The organism is Veillonella sp. 3310 (assembly GCF_003999875.1).
In the GTDB taxonomy this organism is placed as follows: Bacteria; Bacillota; Negativicutes; order Veillonellales; family Veillonellaceae; genus F0422.
On sequence record NZ_RQVJ01000001.1, the window covers coordinates 191,406 to 212,202 of the forward strand.

Annotated in this window: 16 protein-coding genes; 15 read left to right on the plus strand and 1 reads right to left on the minus strand. The window is 40.7% G+C overall.

The annotated features are described in order from the left end of the window. Positions 1-26: 26 nt before the first annotated feature. The 14 genes from rnr (at position 27) to EO127_RS01040 (ending at position 18,630) form a co-directional block, all read left to right on the plus strand. On the plus strand, positions 27-2,399 hold the full coding sequence (gene rnr / locus EO127_RS00975) for a ribonuclease R (protein ID WP_127447635.1): 2,373 nt from the start codon (positions 27-29) through the stop codon (positions 2,397-2,399). Then, on the plus strand, positions 2,399-2,863 hold the full coding sequence (gene smpB, locus EO127_RS00980; protein ID WP_126939072.1) for an SsrA-binding protein SmpB: 465 nt from the start codon (positions 2,399-2,401) through the stop codon (positions 2,861-2,863). The genes rnr and smpB overlap by 1 nt, the downstream gene beginning before the upstream one ends. A 13-nt stretch (positions 2,864-2,876) precedes the next feature. Next, on the plus strand, positions 2,877-3,704 hold the full coding sequence (locus EO127_RS00985) for a PHP domain-containing protein (RefSeq protein ID WP_127447636.1): 828 nt from the start codon (positions 2,877-2,879) through the stop codon (positions 3,702-3,704). 9 nt (positions 3,705-3,713) lie between these two features. Beyond that, on the plus strand, positions 3,714-4,571 hold the full coding sequence (locus EO127_RS00990; protein WP_127447637.1) for a hypothetical protein: 858 nt from the start codon (positions 3,714-3,716) through the stop codon (positions 4,569-4,571). Position 4,572: 1 nt separating this feature from the next. Further along, complete coding sequence (miaB, locus tag EO127_RS00995) at positions 4,573-5,883, plus strand: tRNA (N6-isopentenyl adenosine(37)-C2)-methylthiotransferase MiaB (protein ID WP_127447638.1); 1,311 nt, start codon at positions 4,573-4,575, stop codon at positions 5,881-5,883. A gap of 15 nt (positions 5,884-5,898) precedes the next feature. Further along, positions 5,899-8,499, plus strand: a complete 2,601-nt coding sequence (mutS, locus tag EO127_RS01000) for a DNA mismatch repair protein MutS (RefSeq protein WP_127447639.1) — start codon at positions 5,899-5,901, stop codon at positions 8,497-8,499. Then, positions 8,499-10,517 carry a DNA mismatch repair endonuclease MutL gene (gene mutL, locus EO127_RS01005; protein WP_127447640.1) on the plus strand — a complete coding sequence of 673 codons (2,019 nt, stop codon included), beginning with the start codon at positions 8,499-8,501 and terminating at the stop codon, positions 10,515-10,517. The genes mutS and mutL overlap by 1 nt, the downstream gene beginning before the upstream one ends. Position 10,518: 1 nt before the next feature. Beyond that, positions 10,519-11,298, plus strand: coding sequence for a class I SAM-dependent methyltransferase (locus EO127_RS01010; protein ID WP_127447641.1), 780 nt, complete (start codon positions 10,519-10,521; stop codon positions 11,296-11,298). A 1-nt stretch (position 11,299) separates the two neighbouring features. Continuing rightward, complete coding sequence (gene miaA / locus EO127_RS01015; protein WP_127447642.1) at positions 11,300-12,232, plus strand: tRNA (adenosine(37)-N6)-dimethylallyltransferase MiaA; 933 nt, start codon at positions 11,300-11,302, stop codon at positions 12,230-12,232. A gap of 137 nt (positions 12,233-12,369) precedes the next feature. Then, positions 12,370-13,611 (plus strand): methionine gamma-lyase family protein, encoded by a 1,242-nt coding sequence (locus tag EO127_RS01020; protein WP_127447643.1) that lies wholly within the window; start codon positions 12,370-12,372, stop codon positions 13,609-13,611. A gap of 355 nt (positions 13,612-13,966) precedes the next feature. Continuing rightward, entirely contained in the window at positions 13,967-15,028 is a 1,062-nt protein-coding gene (mnmA, locus tag EO127_RS01025; RefSeq protein WP_127447644.1) for a tRNA 2-thiouridine(34) synthase MnmA, read from the plus strand. A gap of 11 nt (positions 15,029-15,039) precedes the next feature. After that, on the plus strand, positions 15,040-16,839 hold the full coding sequence (lepA, locus tag EO127_RS01030; RefSeq protein WP_062403449.1) for a translation elongation factor 4: 1,800 nt from the start codon (positions 15,040-15,042) through the stop codon (positions 16,837-16,839). Next, on the plus strand, positions 16,839-17,999 hold the full coding sequence (hemW, locus tag EO127_RS01035; RefSeq protein ID WP_164742244.1) for a radical SAM family heme chaperone HemW: 1,161 nt from the start codon (positions 16,839-16,841) through the stop codon (positions 17,997-17,999). Before lepA ends, hemW begins: the two co-directional genes overlap by 1 nt. Positions 18,000-18,039: 40 nt before the next feature. Continuing rightward, a complete protein-coding gene (locus EO127_RS01040) occupies positions 18,040-18,630 on the plus strand; it encodes a nitrite reductase (RefSeq protein ID WP_127447645.1) in 591 nt (196 codons plus the stop codon). 213 nt (positions 18,631-18,843) lie between these two features. On the opposite strand, the gene EO127_RS01045 is transcribed toward EO127_RS01040, so the two are convergent. Beyond that, complete coding sequence (locus EO127_RS01045; protein WP_127447646.1) at positions 18,844-19,200, minus strand: hypothetical protein; 357 nt, start codon at positions 19,198-19,200, stop codon at positions 18,844-18,846. A gap of 573 nt (positions 19,201-19,773) precedes the next feature. On the opposite strand from EO127_RS01045, the gene hrcA reads away from it, so the two are divergent. Next, complete coding sequence (gene hrcA, locus EO127_RS01050; protein WP_127447647.1) at positions 19,774-20,778, plus strand: heat-inducible transcriptional repressor HrcA; 1,005 nt, start codon at positions 19,774-19,776, stop codon at positions 20,776-20,778. Positions 20,779-20,797 lie beyond the last annotated feature (19 nt).

Genomic DNA, 20,797 nt, shown 5'->3' on the forward strand with positions numbered 1-20,797 from the left:
TTTTTTTATAGAAATACTGAGGTACTATGAGAGAAGAAATATTAGGATTTTTTAGAGATATATGGCCTGAATCCTATCATATCGAAGATGTTCCTTTCATCTTGGGTTATAAAGGCGAAGAGATTCAGGCATATTTTTCAGTATTACATGAATTAGAAGAAGAAGGATGCATCCGTATCAAAGGTGGAGAATATGGTTCCTATCAAAAAACAGAAGACACGAAATTGATTGGTATCTATAAAGCGAGCAAAAAAGGCTTTGGATTTGTAATACCTGCCGAGGGGAACCTGCCAGATGTATTCATTCCCAATGGTTGTGCAGGGACAGCTATGCATGATGATGAAGTAGAATATTTTATCAAACGAAAAGGTACGAGTGAACGAAATGCAGAAGGTATTATCCGCCGTGTTGTGACTCGAAATACAACACGTGTAGTGGGCATATTTGAACGACTTCCTAAAAGTGGCTTTGTAACACCTCATAATGAACGATTAGGTGAGGATATTTATATTCCTTTAGAATGTACTATGGATGCACGAAGTGGTGCCACCGTAGTAGTTGAATTGACAGCTTGGCCAGAGGAACATCGTAAAGCAGAAGGCAAAATTGTGGAAATTGTAGGGGATAGTTCTACACCGGATTTAGATGTATTGTCCGTGATGGCTACCTTTGATTTGCCAAAAGAGTTTCCAAAAGATGTGCAAGAAGAGGCCCGGAAGATTTCTTTCACAGTCACTGAAGGAGCAGATCGCTTAGATTTGCGACATCAAGAAATGATCACCATCGATGGAGAAGATGCGAAGGATTTAGATGATGCTGTGCATGCGAAAGTGTTGGATAATGGCAATATTGAATTAGGGGTTCATATTGCAGACGTCAGTCACTACGTGCCAGCTGGTTCTATCATTGATCAAGAGGCATATCGCCGTGGCACCAGTGTGTATTTGGTGGACCGTGTGATTCCGATGTTGCCGGTGGAGTTGTCAAATGGTATTTGTTCCTTGCAAGCTAAGGAAGATCGCTATGCCATGTCTTGTATCATGGAAGTGAACCCTCATGGTAAGGTGGTGCACTACACCATTAAACCGTCTATTATTCATATTACACGCCGTTGTAGCTATAAGGAAATCTACTTAGCCTTAGAAGAGAATATCATTCCGGATGATTTGGTACCCCTCATGGAGATGGTACGAACTTTGGAGACATTGGCATACCAATTGATGAAGATGCGCCAACAAGCAGGGGCCATTAGTTTTGAATTCCCAGAATATAAAGTTCTCTTAGATGCTACGGGCATACCGCAACGAATCGTACGAAAAGATAGAACCATCGCAGAAAAATTAATTGAACAATGCATGTTGTTGGCTAATGAAACAGTGGCAACTTTCCTTAGTGAACGATTGGCAACATCTATCTATCGTATCCATGAAGATCCAAAGGATACAAAATTAGAACAACTCATCACCGTTCTACATCATTCTGGATATCCTGTGAAATTACCAAGCAAGGTAGAGCCTAAGCATATTGAAGAATTATTGCAATCCGTCAGCGGTACAGAGATTGAACCTGTGGTACAGATCATGGTACTTCGTTCCATGCAACAAGCGAAATACAGCTCGGAACATATTGGACACTTTGGGTTGGCCTCTAATACATATACCCATTTTACATCGCCCATCCGTCGTTATCCTGATTTGATGGTGCATAGATTGTTACGTTATGTCTTAGGAGGTAAGCCAAAACGTATGGCATCTATCGCTGATGAAGCGTACTTAACACATGGAGCTAGTCATTGTTCAGAGCGTGAACAAATTGCCACAGAAGCCGAACGAGAAACCTTGGACATGAAAAAGGTTCAGTATATGGCGCAATATGTAGGTGAAAGTTTTGAAGGTCATGTAAGTTCCATAACTGCTTTTGGTTTATTCATTGAGCTGGATAATGGGGTGGATGGATTAGTGCCATACAACTTGATGGATGATGACCATTATGTCTTTGACGAGCCACATTATATGGCCTATGGTAGAAGAAGTGGTAAAGAATATCGTTTAGGTACACCAGTGACGGTAACATTAATCAAAGCCGATACGGAACTTCGTCAAATTGATTTTGTTATTGGAGAAGTGGAATACATCGATGGCTACTTACGAAGAGGTCAAAGTCGTGAAGGATCACTTTCAAAACCTAAAAAAGGAAGTAAAAAATCCAATAGGAAGCAAAAAGAAGAGAAACGAAAACGCCGTGGTAGCCAATCTCATGATATAATAGAAACGACAGGTACCACGAAAGCGGTAGAGAAAATGCTACGCAAGTTGGATACAAAAAAGAAAACAGCCTTTTATGAAACGATACATAAAAAGAGTCATCGTAAACAAGGAAAGAAACAGAGGAAACGGTAATGGCGAAAGATAACAATGCGTTAATTGTAGATAATCGCAAAGCTCGGCATGACTTTCACATTCATGAAACCTATGAGGCAGGCATTGCCCTTACAGGAACGGAAGTGAAGTCGATTCGGGCTGGGCGCATTAATTTAAAAGATAGTTTTTGTCGCATTGAAAATGGGGAACTTTTCTTATACCAAGTGCATATTAGCAAGTATGAACAGGGTAATCAGTTCAATCACGAGCCGGAACGGACTCGTAAATTGCTCATGCATAAACGAGAAATTCATAAACTCTTAGGACAAGTGAAAGAAAAAGGCTATTCCTTGATTCCATTGAACTTTCACTATAGTCATGGGTATGTAAAAGTTACCATTGGCCTTGTGACGGGCAAGAAAAATTACGATAAACGACAAGATATGGCGGAGCGAGATGCAAAACGAGATATTCAACGCCGTATGAAAGAACAAAATCGTTAGGAAAGGAGGGTCTATGTTAGTCGATTTCCACATGCATACGAATGTATCAGACGGTACGTATATGCCAAGAGATTTAGTGGCATTAGCAAAAGAGAAACAAATACAAGCGATATCTATTACAGATCATGATGAAGTTGGTGCTTACGGTCAATTAACAAATGAGGATAGAACAGGGATTCAAATCTATCATGGCTGTGAGTTTAGTACCTATTACAATGAGAAAGAAGTGCACGTATTGGGATATCAATTTTCCTTAGACCATCCGGAACTACAGGATTATATTTCTCACTTTAAAGAAGTGCGTCGTTCTAGAATCCATAAAATGGTGGATAAATGTGCTGAGGCAGGTTATGATATTTCCTATGAGGAATTGGTAAATACTTTTACCGATGCTGTGTCCTTTGGGCGCCGTCATATTGCGCAATTACTCATTGCTCACGGCTATGTGAAAACTGTAGGGGAAGCCTTTGATACCATGTTAAATCCCAATGGTCCCTGCTTTGTGCCGAAGGAAAAGTATGCCCCACAACAGGCTATTGATTTGATTCATCGTGCCGGTGGTATCGCCGTGCTAGCCCATCCCAAATTAGTGGAAAATGACGATTATGTGCATGAATTACTAGAACTCCCTTTTGATGGCGTAGAGGTCTATCATTCTAGCCATTCTGCCGAGGATAGTGCTAAATACCATCAATTTGCCACTGATAAGGGATTGTTAATCTCCGGTGGATCTGACTTTCACGGCATACAAGATCGATTTCCTGAAAGTATCGGTCTTGGAGAATATGAAATACAAAGTGAGTGGGTATCAGAGTTTATGAAAGCCTTACAAGGCGCATAGAGGTGTAGTATGGATGTAATCGCATTTATTGGCCCTAGCGGAACAGGTAAAAGTCATAGAGCATTGGTGGTGGCCCATGAACACCACGCATCTTGTATTATCGATGACGGTATTTTAATTCATAATAATCGCATTGTGGGTGGATTTTCTGCTAAAAAAGAAGAAAATCGCATCAAAGCTGTTCGTCGTGCTATCTTTCAAGATAAAAAACAGGTGGAAAGTGTGCGAAAAGCACTGGATGAGATTCAACCAGAACGACTTATGATATTGGGCACATCAGAAAATATGATTGGAAAAATCACAAAAGCCTTGGGAATCCCTGCCCCGTCCTATTATATTCATATTGAAGACGTAGCTAGTCCAAAAGATATTGAAAAAGCACAACATGCTAGATTAAAAGAGGGAAAACATATCATTCCCGTTCCAACTGTTGAATTAAAGCCTCACTTTAAAGGCTTTTTAATCGACCCTATTAAGTCCTTCTGGCGAAGAACTAGATTGTCTACGAAGCAAGATGAGGGATGGGAAAAATCTGTAATTCGCCCAGCTTTCAGCTATTATGGCAAACTAGTTTTTGAAGATGCAGTGATTCAAGCGCTCATCAAGAATAGCATTGAAAAGTCTCCAGGTGTGACAGATGTGCGCAGTATGGATATCAAAAAGAGTAAGGAAGTTACGAATGGGTTAATCTTACAAATTGACGTTACGGTTATGCTCGGATTCGTGGTCAAGGAAATCATGGATACCTTGCAAAAAACGATACGTCAAGAAATCGAATATATTACAGGCATGTCAATCGAGAGACTTGCTATTAAGGTAGGTGGCACCATTGAGCCATCAAAAGTAAAATACAAGCATAAGGAGTAATATGAAGTCATACTATATTTATACATATGGTTGCCAAATGAATGAAAGTGATTCAGAACGATTGGCCCATCAATTGGAATCTGTTGGATATGTGCCTACAGAAGAGGTAAATGAAGCAGATTTAATTATTTTAAATACTTGTTGCGTTCGTGAAACGGCAGAAAATAAAATTTATGGTCGCATCGGCGAGTTAAAGCATTTGAAAGAGAAAAATAAAAACTTGATCATTGCTATTACAGGTTGTATGGCACAGAAGAACCAAGCAGATATGTTTAAGCGGGCCCCTCATATTGATATCGTATTAGGTACCCATAATATTCAACATATCAATGAAATGGTCAAAGAAGTACAACGAACGAAAAAACGTCAAGTCAATGTAGAGATGGACAATACAGTATTGCCTGAATTGGCGGCAAAACCAAATGGTACATTCTTTGCGTGGGTACCGATCATGAACGGATGTAATAAGTTCTGTACATACTGTATCGTACCTCATGTGCGGGGCCGTGAAATTAGCCGTCCTGTAGAAGCCATCGTAAAAGATGTACGTGAATTAGGTGAAAAAGGCTTTAAAGAAATCACTTTGTTGGGACAAAACGTAAACTCCTATGGCTTGGATTTTAAAGATGGTACAGACTTTGGTACCTTAGTAGATGCCTTAGATGGAATCCCAGGCATCGAGCGTATTCGCTATATGACAAGCCATCCACAAGATATGACGAAAGGCATGGTAGATGCCTTAGGACGTTCTTCCAATATTGTGACACAGTTACATTTACCAGTGCAGTCTGGATCTGACAATATTTTGAAACGCATGAACCGTCATTATTCTGTGGAACAATATAAAGATTTATTACAATATTGCCGCGAAAAAATTGATGGCGTTACAATCACAACAGATATTATCGTAGGCTTCCCAGGAGAAACAGAGGAAGATTTCCAACAAACATTACAATTATTGAAAGATGTACGTTATGACATGGCGTTTACTTTCATTTATTCCAAACGTTCTGGTACGCCAGCGGCGGAATTTGAAGAGCAAGTACCAGAGGAAGTGAAACGTGTTCGTTTGCAAGCCTTGATGGACGTACAGAATGAGATTTCTTTAGAGCTTAACCAAGCCATGGAAGGCAAGGTATACGATATTATCGTAGAAGGTCCTAGCCGTACTGATGAAAACATGTGGTTTGGACGTACATCAGGCAATAAAATGGTTTTATTCCCTAAACAAGATAGCTTACACATCGGGGATACTGTTGATGTACGCATTGACAAAGGACAAACGTGGGTATTATACGGCACTGTATTATAGAAAGGAGTTAGCAGGATGGGCAAAAAACAAACGCCTATGATGGAGCAGTATTTTAGTATTAAAGCTCGCTATGAAAAGGAATTATTATTTTTTCGATTAGGTGACTTTTACGAGCTTTTTTACGACGACGCTATCACCGCATCACGAGAATTAAATATAACCTTAACAGGTCGCAATGCCGGTGAAGAAGATAAAGCTCCAATGTGTGGCGTTCCTTTCCATTCTGCGGAATCCTATATTGAAAGGCTTATCGGTAAAGGTTACAAGGTAGCTATCTGTGAACAAGTAGAAGATCCTAAAGAGGCAAAGGGCATCGTAAAACGTGATGTGATCCGTGTGATCACACCGGGCACAGTACTTAGTGAAAATGGCACGAAAGATGGAGAAAATAACTTTTTAGCTTTGACCTATGAAACAGGGGGACAGCGTATTGTGTTGTTCACAGATATCACGACTGGTGAAGTGATCTGGGAACGTATGGATAGTTCTAGTGAAAGCTCTTTATTTGATGCTTTCACCATGTACCAGCCGAAAGAGCTCATCCTAGCTGGTAGTAGTGAATTACCTGCCAGTATACAAGATTTTTTAACCCGTCAAATGTCTGGCATAACCTTGTCTCCGTTCGCGCCTGCAGATACTATGGACAGTATTCGTCTGAAAGGTCGCGAACATTTTTCTGATGCCGGACTGCTTGAAGAAGATGTATTAGAAGCCTTAGGCTATGTCATTCTTTATTTAGAAGGCGTCATTAAAACAGATACGTCGCACATCAATTATGTGCACCAACTATCTGTGGGAGACCGGATGATCTTGGATACATCTTGCTTGCGCCATTTAGAGATTACAAGAAATGTTCGAGATGGATCTAAAAAGGGAACGCTTCTAGATGTACTGGATAAAACATTGACCCCTATGGGTGCACGTATGTTAAAACAATGGATTGAACATCCTTTAATGGATATTCATCGCATCGTGCGCCGTCAAATGGGGATAGGTGAATCTATCGACAACCCGACCATGCGCAGTCAACTCCGTTCTTTATTGACCTCAGTCTATGATTTTGAACGGATTCTAAGCCGTGTAGAAACGGGGAGTGTGTCTCCTAGAGATTTTGCATCCTTGCGGGAATCTTTACGAGTATTGCCGATGATTCAAGAGGTATTACAAGAGTGTACCTCTAATATTTTACAAGACTGTCATAGCATGATTCATACCAATGACGACTTATGTGACCTATTAACACGGGCTATCGTGGATCAGCCGTCGTTGGCATTAAAAGATGGTCATGTCATCCGTGATGGATATAGTGCGGAACTTGATGAATTACGTTCCTTAGCCACCAATAGTCAAGAATGGCTACATCGTTTAGAAGAAGAGGCGAAACAAGCTACAGGAATTCGCCTTAAAACAGGGTACAATAAAGTATTTGGATACTATTTTGAAGTGTCTCAAGGGCAAGTAGGTCTCGTACCAGATTATTTCATTCGAAAACAGACCTTAACCAATGCGGAGCGATATATTACTCCAGAGCTCAAAGAATTTGAAATTAAAATGCTCAATGCAAAAGAGCAGATTCAAAAATTGGAATATTCTTTGTATCAAGACTTGCGCCTTATAGCAAAAGAGAATATTAAAGAAATCCAAGAAACGGCTCGTGGCATTGCGCAGCTAGACGTTATTTTGAGTTTAGGAGAAGTGGCTTTCACCAACAAATATGTATGCCCAACTATCGTGACCAATGGTTCCATTTCTATTAAAGATGGTCGACATCCGGTGATTGAAACATTGCTAAAACAGGAATTATTCATTCCTAATGACGTGGTGTTGAACCATTCCGAAGAAGAGTTTATCCTCATCACAGGTCCTAACATGGCGGGTAAATCTACCTATATGCGTCAGGTAGCTTTACTTATGATTATGGCCCAAATTGGTTCTTTCATACCCGCTAGAGAAGCGACCATTGCTCCTGTGGACAGAATTTTTACCCGCGTAGGAGCTAGCGATGATATCTCTACAGGTCAAAGTACTTTCATGGTGGAAATGAAAGAAGTGTCCTATATCCTAGAACATGCCACGTGCAACAGTCTAGTCATACTTGATGAAATTGGCCGTGGTACGTCTACATTTGATGGACTTAGCATAGCTCGTGCCGTGGTGGAACATATTTGTGAAACCATTCACTGTAAAAGCTTGTTCGCTACTCACTATCACGAGTTGATTGAACTTGAAGAGCAATATAGTAAGTTGAAAAACTATACGGTGGCTGTGAAAGACAAAGGCAATGATGTCATATTCTTGCGTCGTATTGTGAAAGGCGGAGCTGACCGCAGTTATGGTATCCATGTAGCAAAATTGGCAGGATTACCAAAAGCTGTACTAGATAGAGCAAATACTATCTTAGCTCACCTAGAAGATGGAACAGTAGTATCGGAACCAGCGCCTAAGAAAAAAGAAAAGCCAAGCGTTACAGGACCTCTATTTGGGAGCGGTGATTTATTTACGCAACCTGTACTCGATCAGTTGCTGAAACTAGACATTATGAGTATGACCCCCATCGAGGCCATCAGTGAATTATATCGTTTACAAGAAGAGGCGAAACAAGGAGGTGGCAAATAATGCCAACCATTCATGTCTTAGATGAAACGACCATCAATCAGATTGCAGCAGGTGAAGTGGTAGAACGCCCTGCCTCTGTCATCAAGGAATTAGTAGAAAACGCTATCGATGCAGGGGCTACTTCTATTGAAGTAGAAATTGCTGAAGGTGGTATCGAATACATGCGCATTACCGACAATGGGTGCGGTATGTCTGAAGTAGATGCACGCCTAGCTGTACTTCGCCATGCTACTAGTAAAATTCGCAGTGCTGACGATTTATACGACATTGCCTCCTTGGGGTTCCGTGGAGAAGCCATTGCTAGCATCGCCTCCGTATCCAAGTTTACCTTGCGTACACGACAAGAAACAGATGATATGGGTACACGGATTTACATCGAAGGTGGTCATATGGTGGACTGTGATCCATGTGGTACCTCAGTGGGTACCACCATTGAGGTGAAAGATTTATTCTATAACACCCCGGCTCGTAGAAAGTTTTTAAAATCAACTCGTACAGAGGCGAATAAGATACAGGATATGATTGGCAAACTGGCACTGAGCCACACTCATATTGCTTTCAAATGCATTGTGGATACCCGTGTGACCATCATGACACCAGGGAATCATAGGATGGTGGATACCATCGCTGCTCTATATGGATTTAAAGTCAGTGAAGACGTATTTCCCATCGCCTATGAAGCAGAAGGTATCTACGTGGAAGGTGTAGTCAGCAAGCCGACGGTGCTAAAAAGTAGCCGTCAATGGCAGACGACAATTGTGAACCAACGTGTTATTTCTGACAAAGCCATCTACAAAGCAATTGACACAGCGTACCATGCACTATTGCCAAAAGGTGGCTATCCTTTAGTAGTATTACAAATTGTCGTACCTCCTGGGACCGTAGATATCAATGTACATCCACGGAAAAGCGAAGTGAAATTCTCAGATGATAAACCGGTTTTTAAAGCAGTGTATAATAGTATTTTGCAAGCTTTAGAAAAACCCACACATCACGTAACAGCCAATCAAGAAGAAACCATTGCTACAGCCATCGACTACGATAAGGTATTCACTGGACGTTCTCAAGGATTTACGGTAATGCGTGAAAAAACAGAGGCTCTCGTGGATACGATTCGTCAAAAGGGATATACTGCGCCACAACGTACTGTGTACGAGCAAAGTAATTTTAATGAATCACTAGATGTGAATGAAAACTTTGTGCCTAAAAGTTATACACAGGAAGATAAGGATCGATTCAGAGCTATCCGTGAATCACGGCCTAACCTAGTACCAAGCTCAGTAGAGCCATATATGATGCAGACTGGAAATGAATCCGTATTGGGAGATTTAACTGCAGCACAAGGCGTAGCAGGTAATTCTCACACGGAGAGAACTATTGGTGTAGATGATTCCTATGATATTAATCGTGGTGATTCATATAATACTAATACCAGTAAAACAGCGGCCAATCACGGACTACTTCCTATGGGACAAGTAGCCTCTTGCTATATTTTGGCTAAAAAAGGTGATGATTTATACATTATCGATCAACATGCAGCGCACGAACGTGTGCGGTATGACAAACTATGCAAATCATCCGAGTCCATTCCTATGCAAGAATTATTAATGCCTATGCACATGGATGTAAGTGAGGAAGAATTAACATTGGCGGAAGAACAGAGAGATGCATTGTTAGATTTAGGATTCCAAGTAGACCAAGGAGGACCTACATCTTTACGTATCGATGGACATCCTGTAGATATTGTAGAAAGTAAAGTGCAGGAAATTTTACAATACGTCTTTTCTTATATGCACGATCATCAAAGTCCAAGTGCTGCTCAGCTACGCCATGAAATGTTGGCATATGCCTCATGTCGTGGTGCCATTAAAGCAGGTCACAATCTGAACTTGGTACAAATTGATGCTTTATTACAGGATTTATTCAGTACAGAAAAGCCCTATGTGTGTCCTCACGGACGACCTACGATTATTAAATTTACACCAGACGAATTAGGGAAATTATTTTTACGGAGTTAACATGTACCTCATTAGCACAAGTTCAAAGACAAATGCATATTTTATTGAACAGGCTAAGACGGTTAGTCAACTCTTGCAGATGCCCTATGTGCCTCGTAAACATCAGTCTGTGGAAGACTTGTTAACTACACATCATTGTGCGGGTGCCTTAGTTGTGACCAAGGAAGGTCCTTCTTTTGTGACAAAAGAGGGCGTACCTCATCAATTTCATCTGTCTATGGCTCATTTGCGCTTGTTAGAAATTGACCGTGGAAATATAGACCATCTGCTACGAGCTATCGGCTATGAATCGGTCACATCTGTTTTAGATTGTACCGCTGGCTTAGGATCAGATAGTGCTGTTATCAGCTATGGTTGTTCACAATTAACACGTCATACGGCCATTGAAGGACATCCTATTTTAGGTTATATCACCAATTATGGATTTCGACACTTTCAGCATAAACAGCCAAAGGTAACCGAAGCATTGCGTCGTATTCAATTGGTCATTTGCAATTACCAGGACTATTTGGATCAAATAGTACCTAATACATACGATGTTATCTATGTAGACCCTATGTTTGAAAATCCCGTCTATGAAAGTCCACAATTTTTGCAGTGGCGTGGTCATATACTAGAGTCTAAGATCACTTCAGAAATAGTAGAACTGGCCTTGGAGAAATCGAAGCGCTTAGTCATTAAGGAGCGCAAAGGCAGTCGATTATTTAAAGCGCTTCCACCTATAGAGATGGTGGGTGGTAAATATAGTTCTATCGCTTATGGCATCTATGAAAGGAGGTAAGATGAATCAGTTAATCACTATTTTGGGACCTACCGCAGTAGGGAAGACAGCCCTTACCTTACGGATGGCAGAAACATTACAATCTCCCGTACTATCTGGGGATGCGTACCAAATTTATAAAGGGTTGACCATTGGCACCGCCAAACCTACCCTAGAAGAATTGAACAGAGTGCCTCACTATTTCATCAATACCCATGAGCCAAATGACTCGTACAGTGTGGCGGAGTTCAATGCACAAGCTAATATTGTCATAGATGCTGTTAACAAAGAAGGTAAGATTCCCATCTTATCCGGTGGCACAGGGCTGTATGTGCAATCCTTGCTAGAGGGCTATGACTTTTTAGATGTACCTCGCAATGAAAGTTTGCGCCTCGAACTGGATAGAATCTTTGATGCCTCTGGATTAGAAGGCTTGCAAACCTATGCCAATGAATTAGCTGAACAAGAAGGCCTCACCTTACCATTTCAAGATAAACATCGACTATACCGTGCTATCGAGTGCGTATTAGCTGGTGAGGGGCATGCCTTATTAACACCATCAAAAGAAGGCTTAGTCTTTCATGGGCCTGTAATCGGCTTGGAACGATCCAGAGAAGAGCTATACGAACGAATCAACCTTCGAGTAGAGTACATGGTTCGAGATGGTTTATTTGCGGAAGTAGAACAGCTCTTGGATACTGGTGTACAACCAGATTCTCAGGCTTTCAAAGGTATTGGATATAAAGAGGTAATCCCGTATTTTCAAGGAATATACTCAAAAGAACGGGCTATTGAATTAGTCCAACAACATACACGGCAATTTGCAAAGCGGCAAATTACGTGGTATAAGCGAATGCCATATATTCAGTGGATATCTATTACACCAAACCGCAGTGAAGACAGCATTTATGAAGAAGCTATGGAGCTAGTTCTAGCTAGTCTAAAGATAAAATAACTAGAGTAAACTAGCGTTGATTGATCCCTATACTTCTATAATATAGTTTAAGATTTTTAAATATGACATAGATAGGTATAGTTAACTTATGAGGATTATGTATCAAAACTAGTTTGCTATACATAGAAAGGAATAGAATGACTGTAGAAGAAATCCGTCAACAGGCTCTTGAGTTAGCTGAAAAAGAGTTCAAAAAATTTAACCCTGTTGCGTTATATAATACAAAAAAAGTACTGGAAGCATTTAAAGAGTGTCAGCTTTCAGATTATCATTTTAATGGAACCAGTGGCTATGGTTACAATGATGTGGGCCGTGAAAAGTTGGACGAAGTGTTCGCTCACGTATTCAAAGGAGAGCGTGCTATCGTGCGCCCTCATTTCGTATCCGGTACCCATGCATTAGCAACCACATTACAAGCTATCTTGTGCAATGGATCGAAAGGGAAAGAGTTTGTTTATGCCGTAGGGCAACCATATGATACGATGCAATCCGTTATCGGTGCCTCTCGTCATGTACCAGGATCGTTAACGGAGCAAGGATTCATCTACAAAGAAGTTCCTTTGATGAATAACACCTACGACTTAGAAGGCATTCGCAAAGCTGTTACTAAAGATACTCGTGTGGTGGTTATCCAACGCTCTAGAGGATATAGCACACGAGAACCTTTATCTGTGGAAGATATTGGTATCATTGTGAAAGCTGTAAAAGAAGTGAATCCTGAGACCATAACCTTTGTGGATAATTGCTATGGTGAATTTACAGAAACTAGAGAGCCCCTAGAAGTGGGGGCAGACATTATGGCAGGGTCTCTCATTAAAAATGCTGGTGGCGGTATTGCTCCTACTGGTGGCTACGTAGTAGGACGTGATGAATTAGTAGAGCAAGTGGGATACCAATTAACAGCTCCAGGTTTGGGGGATCATATGGGATCCTACGCACCGGGGTATCGCCTATTCTTCCAAGGATTATTCTTGGCACCTCATGTGGTATTACAAGCCTTGAAAGGAGCGGTCTATACAGCGGCAGTGGGAACCTTATTGGGATATGAAGTATTCCCAAAAGTCGATGCACCTCGTTTTGACTTGATCCAAGCTATTAACTTACATGGACCAGAAGAAATGGAATACTTCTGCCGTGGCATGCAAGCCTATAGCCCTGTGGATGCACATGTGCATCCAATCCCAGGAGATATGCCTGGCTACGAAGATAAAATCATCATGGCAGGGGGTACCTTCGTACAAGGCTCTTCCATTGAACTTAGCGCAGATGGACCAGTACGACCACCGTATACGATCTTTATGCAAGGCGGACTTGTATTTGAACACTCCATGCTAGGCATCTTGGGGGCAGCTGAGGAAATATTGAAACATAGAGGGTAGAAGGGTTGCTTTACTAGAAGATTATTAGAAGTTTTTACTTAGTAATGATACTTTTGATGTTATTGCTATAAGAACTTCTCGAGGTAGAAAATTTGTGGCATCTACACAACTAGAAATAGGATTGAGATGTGGGGTAAGCGACACCCACCGAGAAGTATTAAAACCACTTACTTAGGTAGGTGGTTTTCTTATTACAAGAAAAGCATATATAAGCCAATAATTGGCTTATATTATTGTCATTATCCCCTAAAATACGGTATAATATAGTGATATGTATAAGTATAATTTTTGTTCAATTATACATCTTCAGACTTTCAATCTGTTTTGATGTATCAATTTGATGGTAGGAGATAATATGGACAAAGTATATGCAGTAGCTATGAGCGGTGGCGTAGATAGTTCTTTAACCGCTTCAATGTTATTAGAACAAGGGTATAAAGTATTTGGTATTACCTTGCGTTTATGGGTCAGTGACACAGAGGAAGACGAGATTCCTCAAGCTGTCATTGATGCGAAGAAGATGTGCGATTTTCTTGGTATTGAACATCACGTGGTGGATGCGAAAGACATTTTCAAAGATAATGTAGTAGATTACTTTATCACGGAATATTCCAATGGTCGTACACCGAATCCATGTGTGTTCTGTAATCGCAATATTAAATTCGATTTGTTGTTACAACGTGCATTATCCTTAGGGGCTACCCACATGGTGACAGGTCACTATGCGCAAGTAATGTACAACGAAGCAGCGCAGCGTTACGAGTTACATAAAGGGGAAGATCCAACAAAGGATCAAAGTTATGTACTATACACGCTGACACAAGATATTCTAAAACATCTTGTGTTCCCTCTAGGGCATCAACCAAAAACGAAAACTCGTGAAATGGCTCATGAAAAAGAATTGCCAGTATGGGACAAGCCAGATAGTTTAGATATCTGTTTCTTGCCGAATCACAATTACCAAGGGTTCATTGAAAAAACATCGAAATCAAAACCTAAATCAGGGCGTATTGTCCATGAAAATGGTGAAGTATTAGGCACGCATAATGGATTATACAATTATACAATTGGACAACGTAAGGGCTTGGGCATTGCCTATGCATACCCTCTCTATGTTGTGAAATTAGATGGCAAAACGAATGAGGTTATCGTAGGCCCTAATGAAAGTTTATTCTCTCGCACGATGTTGTGTAAAAACTATAATTTCCTAGATGGAGTTGTACCTACATCATTGCAAGCGGAAGGTAAAATTCGATATGCTGCGAAACCATCACCATGTACTGTTACTTTCACAGAGGATGGTACTATGAAAGTTGAATTTACGGAACCACAACGCGCCATTACACCGGGGCAATCCGTCGTATTCTACGAAGGAAGTCGCGTTCTCGGTGGTGGTGTAATAGATATTGTTTGTTAGAAAGGGAAGTCATGAGTACATCACATATTCGTAACTTTTGTATCATTGCTCATATTGACCATGGTAAGTCTACGCTGGCGGATCGCTTAATCGAAGAAACAGGTTCTTTGACGAAACGAGAAATGCAAGCCCAAGTGTTAGACTCCATGGACTTAGAACGTGAACGAGGCATTACGATTAAAGCCCAATCCGTTCGTTTATTGCATACCGCAAAGGATGGACAAGAGTACACATTAAATTTAATCGACACACCGGGCCATGTGGACTTCAGCTATGAAGTATCCCGTTCCTTGGCAGCTTGCGAAGGAGCACTGCTGGTGGTCGATGCTGCACAAGGCGTAGAGGCGCAAACCTTGGCCAACGTTTATTTAGCATTAGAACATGATTTGGAAATCATTCCTGTCATTAATAAAATTGACTTGCCAAGTGCTGATCCAGAGCGTGTGAAACGTGAGATCGAAGATGTTATCGGCTTAGATGCATCTGATGCTATCTTGGCGAGTGCCAAGTCTGGCATTGGTATTCAGGATATCTTAGAAGCGATTGTAGAGAAAATTCCTGCACCACCAGACCATTCTGATAAACCAGCTCGTGCATTGATTTTCGACTCTCGTTTCGATTCCTATAAAGGTGCTATTGCCTATGTGCGTGTACAAGAAGGCTCTTTGAAAGTGAAAGATACCATTCGTATGATGCACAGTTCTAAGGATTTTGAGGTTACTGAATTAGGTGTATTTACACCGCATTTATTACCTGTACAAGAGTTACCATGTGGCTCTGTAGGCTGTGTGGCGGCAAGTATTAAAAACGTTCGAGACTGTCGTGTAGGGGACACCATCACAAAAGCCGATAACCCAGCGGAAGAACCATTACCAGGGTACCGTAAAGCTGTATCCATGGTATATTGTGGTCTATACCCAACAGATTCCAAAGATTACGAAAACTTACGGGATGCCTTAGAAAAACTAAATCTCAACGATGCTGCCTTAGAATATGAAGCAGAAACATCCTTGGCACTAGGCTTTGGATTCCGTTGCGGTTTCCTTGGACTATTACACATGGACGTTATCCAAGAACGTTTGGAACGGGAGTATAATCTATCCTTGATTACGACGGCTCCAAGCGTAAACTATAAGGTATATAAAACAAATGGGGAAGTTATCGAAGTGGACAACCCTGCTAAATTACCGCCACCAACTGAAATTGACTATGTAGAAGAACCATATGTAAAAGCCACAACTATCGTACCAAAAGACTATGTAGGGGCCATTATGGAACTTTCACAGGACAAACGTGGGGAATATATCAGTATGGAATACATCGATGAAAGTCGTGTATCCATCGTGTACCATTTGCCATTAGGGGAAATCATTTATGATTATTTCGATAAATTGAAATCCGCTACAAAAGGTTACGCATCCTTGGACTACGAATTAATTGGATACCAACAATCCCCAATGGTAAAAATGGATATCTTATTAAACGGAGATCCTGTAGATGCGTTGAGTATTATCGTTCACAAAGATCGTGCTCAATTGCGTGGTCGTGCATTAGCTGAGAAGTTGAAAGAATTGATTCCACGTCAAAACTTTGAAATTCCAATCCAGGCGGCAGTGGGGACAAAAATTGTGGCTCGTGAAACGGTAAAAGCATGGCGTAAAGACGTATTGGCAAAATGTTACGGCGGTGATATTTCCCGTAAACGTAAATTGTTAGAAAAACAAAAAGAAGGTAAAAAACGTATGAAAGCCGTAGGGTCTGTAGAGATTCCACAAGAGGCATTCATGGCGATTTTGAAAGTAGAAAACTAATGGATACAACTCGTATTCCAGTCGGTGACAGGGGAATGTATATCCACATTCCCTTTTGCCGTCAAAAGTGCACCTACTGTGATTTTCCTTCGTACCAAGGATTAGAAGACTATTTTGATGTGTACGCCTATGCGTTACGCCAAGAGATTGAATCTAGTCAATCCCTGTTGGGGACAGATCCCTTCGATACGATTTACTTCGGCGGTGGCACACCGACTGTGTTGTCCATTAAGGAGTTGAATCGTATATTAGAGACAGTGTACAAAACATATACGATCAGTAGCGATGTGGAAATTACCATTGAGGCTAACCCTGGTGAAGTAGATACACAATACTTGCGACACTTATATGAGCTTGGCATCAACCGAATCAGCTTTGGTGTGCAAACATTTCGTGATGACCATTTGCGTGTATTGCACCGAACTCATACGGCAAAGATGGCACAGCAAGCCGTCCTAGATGCACATGAGGTAGGGTTCCGCAATATTAGCATTGATCAAATTTACGGATTGCCTCAGCAAACATTGGAAGACATTGCTTATAATCTAGAGGTCATTCAGTCTTTGCCGATGAATCATATCTCTATCTATGGCCTGCAAGTGGAACCGAGTACCTTATTGCATCGCCAAGTCACGGACCATTCGGTCATATTACCTTCAGAAGATAGTTGCGAACAGATGTACGACTACCTTGTAGAAGGGTTAGAAAAACAGATGTTCGATAGATACGAAATTGCTAGTTTTGGGAAAGATGGCGCTTTCAGTCGTCATAATATCAAATACTGGCATGGCGCAGATTACATCGGCTTTGGCGCCGGTGCCCATTCCTTTGTGGGGAATCGGCGCTTTCAAAATACCCCTTACGTCGTGCCTTACATTCATCACATTGAAATGGGTGAAAGTCCATGTGTTGAGGAAGAAATCATCACGAGTCCTCGTGACTATGAAGATTTTTGCTTTCTTGCTTTACGCACGAAGTGGGGGTTAGTACCTAGTTTGTTTGAAAGTCGATTTAAGCTGGACTTTCACAATATATATGGATCTGTCATTGCAGATCTAATGCGTAAACAATTGCTTGTTTATGAAGATGATGCATATCGTCTCACTAAGGAAGGGGCCAAGCACGGTAATTATGTGTTTAGTCAGTTCCTTACGTCCTAAGTAGGAATGTACGCCCATACAGTTAATTTAGGAGAGTTTTATGAAAACAGCAGTTATTTTACACGCCTTATTCAGTGAGTTCACATATGAACAAATGGAGGCGATTTTTGGCCTAGCAAAAGAACATAATGGAAAGTTCCGTATCGTTCCTACAGGCATCCAAATTTATGATATTACAAAAGAACAAAAAGAATCCATCTTGGAACACTTACCAGATGGGGTGGTGCAAGTCCAACATAAATCTGTGAACTCTATCGTGGCATGCCGAGGTACAGATGGATGTAGCCATGCCTTTATGGAAACCATTCCGATGGCGACCATGGTAGACCAAAAACACTACGGTAAAGATATGCCGAACAAAATTCGCATCGGCATCAGTGGTTGCCCACGATGCTGCGCAGAGTCTATGATTAAAGACATCGGCCTAGTGGGAAAACCAAATGGCTTTACCTTAGTAGCAGGTGGCACAAGCGGTGCATTGCCTAGAAAAGCAATTACCTTGCTAGAAGGGCTGTCCCCAGAAGAAGCAGAACAAAAAATTTCGGAGCTCCTAGAATGGTATAGCACTAACGCGAAACCGAAAGAGAAGTTCGAGCATGTGTTACAACGATTGGGGAATCCATTCCAGTAAAACGTCACTTGTGATGCTATGCATCCTGTGGCTTTTGGTTAACTAAGCAAAGGGAAGAGCACGACATATTCCTCCGCAAACTGATACAGTGGTTAGGTTTGCTCTGGAACATGTCGTGCTCTTCTTATGTTTATGTGATTTAGGTAGTAAGGGGTGCCACAAGATGTGCTACGCATAATGGCGTTCCTCTTCAAAGTCAATTTCAGTTAGTCTCTAAATAGTCTTATAATAGACCCCAGCTTTAGGATTGGTGATCCTTAGTTTTAATGGCTCATCATCTTTAATAATGTATAATGTATCTTCTTCTAATCCAGTCCACTCAAGTGTAACTGAAGTTTCACCTGTTGTGATACCTAGTTCACTCAACGGTGGGATGTATAAAAGACGCAATGTATTTGGTAAGAGGGTACTACTTTTTTTGATGAACTGTAATTGGTCTCCGTGTTTTACATAGTCCAATATGTGTTCTAATTCGTTATGATGTTCCTCGTTTATTAACCCATGAACCTGTGCTTGCTCGACATGTATAAAATTCTCAATCTCATCACGTTGTAATACAATAAATTTCATATACTACCTTTCCTTTACAGAAATCATTAATATAATACCAGACTAAGCTAAGATCTACTAGTTTCAAAAGCTTAATATCTCAATTGTTCTATCTTTATAATCTTAATAATATTATACTATCATTTCTATGCCGAGACAATTTGAAAGGACAAATAACACCATCCCACCCAAACGTCATTCCGAGTGGATGTGTTAGTGAGGTATGTCATGCAAAAAGGATACTGTGTATTGATAACTTGTATGTCACGGGTTTAGATTAATTATGATATTACTAGAAGTATGCGACATACTCCGGAGCAAACCTACCGTAGGATCAGTTTGTGGAGGAGTGTGTCGCATTTTTTCCTTTATAAAATTGATGGTATATATAGTGACATACAAGAGACCATAAAGATTTATTTAGTATGACATACCTCACCAAACCAAACAATCAAAAAGTTTGTTTTTTTGACTAATACGGTATTTACTGAACTTTCACCAATTTTTCACTTGACATATATCGTAAATGTGATACTATATATCTTGTAGTTAGCACTCAACCTTAGTGAGTGCTAATAATAACGAGGTGATACTATGGATGAAAGAAAGGAACGCATTCTGCGTGCTATCATTCAAGATTACATTAAAACAGCCGAACCTGTTGGTTCTCGTACGATCGCAAAGAATTATGATTTAGGTATCAGTCCTGCGACGGTACGAAATGAGATGGCTGATTTAGAAGATCTTGGCTTTCTTGAACAACCTCATACATCAGCGGGTCGCATACCTTCCGCTAAAGGCTATCAATACTATGTAGATACCTTACAAGGATTTGAAGACGATGCTGCTGAAGATATTCCTGTAATTCGAGAGTTATGGCAGGCTCATCAACAAGAACTAGATGATTTCTTCGTAGAGATAGCAAAGCTCATTTCTCGGATAAGTCATAATGTGAGTATGTTTTTAGCTCCCGCCCATGATTCATCTACTATAACCTATATCCATGTTCTTCCTATTGATGAACATCGAGCGGTCATGGTGGTGGTAACGAATACAGGTGCTTTGGATAATGAACCAATCTATTTTACAGAGCCTATTAATACAGAAGAATTAGCTATGCATGCACATCGTTTTAATAGTGTGCTTCACGATGTATCCATCCAGGACATCACGCAAGAAAACTTAGACAAAATGCGGTTAACCTTAGATTTACGAGATACAACGTATGTCATTTTTTGCGACACATTATATCGAGCCATTGCTAAACGTAAATTATTCTATACAATAGGAACTACATCCCTATTAGAACAGCCAGAGTTTAACGATATTAAACGGGCCCAACCGCTGTTAGCTTTACTAGAACAACAAGATGAGTTAACCCAATTATTAACACCAAACTCTAGTAGTCCTATCGATGTAAAAATAGGTCATTCTAATGAACTGGTAAAAGATATTAGCGTCATCCAAGCAAGTTTCAATGTTCCTCATCAAGTAGGTACCCTCGCCATTGTAGGTCCTACACGAATGGAATATGGACGTATTATGGGTATTCTCGCTTATATTAATAAGTGTATGGAAGAGTTACAAGGAAAACGATAAATATTGTAAAGAGGTGAAG